The sequence below is a fragment of the Actinosynnema sp. NPDC023658 genome, from assembly GCF_040639995.1.
Classification (GTDB): domain Bacteria; phylum Actinomycetota; class Actinomycetes; order Mycobacteriales; family Pseudonocardiaceae; genus Actinosynnema.
This window is the reverse complement of sequence record NZ_JBFAAX010001227.1, coordinates 1-1,501: the sequence shown is the minus strand read 5'-3', so window position 1 is coordinate 1,501 and position 1,501 is coordinate 1. Positions and strand designations below refer to the sequence as shown.

Sequence of the window (1,501 nt, the reverse complement as noted above, 5' to 3'; positions counted from 1 at the left end):
TCTCGGCGGTCACCCGGCCACCCGCGGTCCGGATCGCGGCCCGCGCCGCCTGGCTGGTCGCGCCGGCCTCCAGCAGCACCGTGTAGTCGGCCGTCTTCTCCTGGCCCGACGCCGGCTGGACGCCCGCCACGAGCAGCGCCGCCGCACTCGCCGCGGCGAGCGCGGGGCGGATGAGTCTGTGAGGTCTCACATTGTCTCCTCGAACCCGATCGGTTGGGTCGCGACACCCTGTCACAGGGAGGAGCGGGGTGTCAGGAGTCGTTCGTCGGGAAGAAGGGGGTGGGCTCGAATACCGCGAGGACCGGTGTCCGACCCCGGCGGGTCGCGCTGACCTCGGTGTTCCGGGGTGGCGCCGGCGGCGGTTCGGCCGTCCGGGTCATTCGTCCTTCGAATTGCCGACCGGGTCCGCCGACCCGCGACCGCCGTGCGTCGATCACGTGGAATAGCGCCCGACCGGCTGCGATCCAGTCCACACGGGATAGTCCACAGAGGACTGTATTTACCTTCGCTTCACCATTCGCGCGCGCTCGGATCGGGGCTGTGCGGGCGATTCCTCCGGATCGGGCATCGAGTTCGACCAGGTGGCGGCCCTCGGTGGCACCGACCGCCACCGCCGTCCGCCGGGATGCGGCTATCCAGGTGAACTCTGCGGTGTCGATTTACCGGTCACCTGCGGCCATGGGTAACCTGGACTTGGCTGACCCGGTTGGAAACTGTCAGTTCGCCGAGGGGGGTAATTCGTTGTCGTCCGTCTGCGCGCCGCTCCGTCGTCCAGGTCCGGTGTCCCGTTCCCGGCCGGCCGATTGTCGCACCGCTCTCGTGGTGGAGCACCGCCGCGCGACTACCTGAAGACATTCACGTCGCAGATCATCAGCCCTGCCTGACCGCCATTGCCGAAGGGGAAGTCGAACGACTCCTCTTCGGTTACGCCGGTGTCGCGGCCCCCTGTCGGGTGGCCGTGCGACACGTGAGTAGTGCGGATACGGAGCGCAGAACGAAGATGAGTCAGCAACGCAGTCCCCGCTCGGCCGCAGAGCCGCAGACGACGGGTGATGACCGATTCTTCCGCGGGGAGGAGGAAAGGAACGTCGGGCCCGTCATGATCCCGGTGGGACTGCCGCTGCCCGCCGACTCACCGCGCCTCGACGGTGAGGACCCCGACCACATCCGGTTGCTCGCGGGGACCACCGCGCCGCTGCCGCCGATACTCGTGCACCGCTCGACCATGCGCGTGATCGACGGCATGCACCGGCTGCGCGCGGCGATGCTGCGCGGCGACACCGAGATCGCCGTCGAGTTCTTCGACGGCACCGAGGCCGAGGCCTTCGCCCGCGGGGTGAGGGAGAACGTGACCCACGGCCTCCCGCTGTCCCGGGCCGACCGCGAGGCCGCCGCCGCGCGGATCATCACCGCGCACCGCGAGTGGTCCGACCGGGCGTTGGCCCAGCTCACCGGCCTCAGCGCGACCACCGTTGCCGCCGTCCGGGCGCGTTCGACCGGC

Annotated in this window: 1 protein-coding gene and 1 pseudogene; one reads left to right on the top strand and one right to left on the bottom strand. The window is 70.1% G+C overall.

Going from position 1 to position 1,501, the window contains the following annotated elements; translation table 11 throughout:
- Nucleotides 1–190 (bottom strand): annotated as a pseudogene (locus AB0G02_RS39760) (serine protease); the annotation flags it as partial.
- Nucleotides 191–1,099: 909 nt separating this feature from the next.
- On the opposite strand from AB0G02_RS39760, the gene AB0G02_RS39755 reads away from it, so the two are divergent.
- A partial coding sequence (locus tag AB0G02_RS39755) for a ParB/RepB/Spo0J family partition protein (RefSeq protein WP_360805569.1) occupies nt 1,100–1,501 on the top strand: 402 nt, incomplete at its 3' end.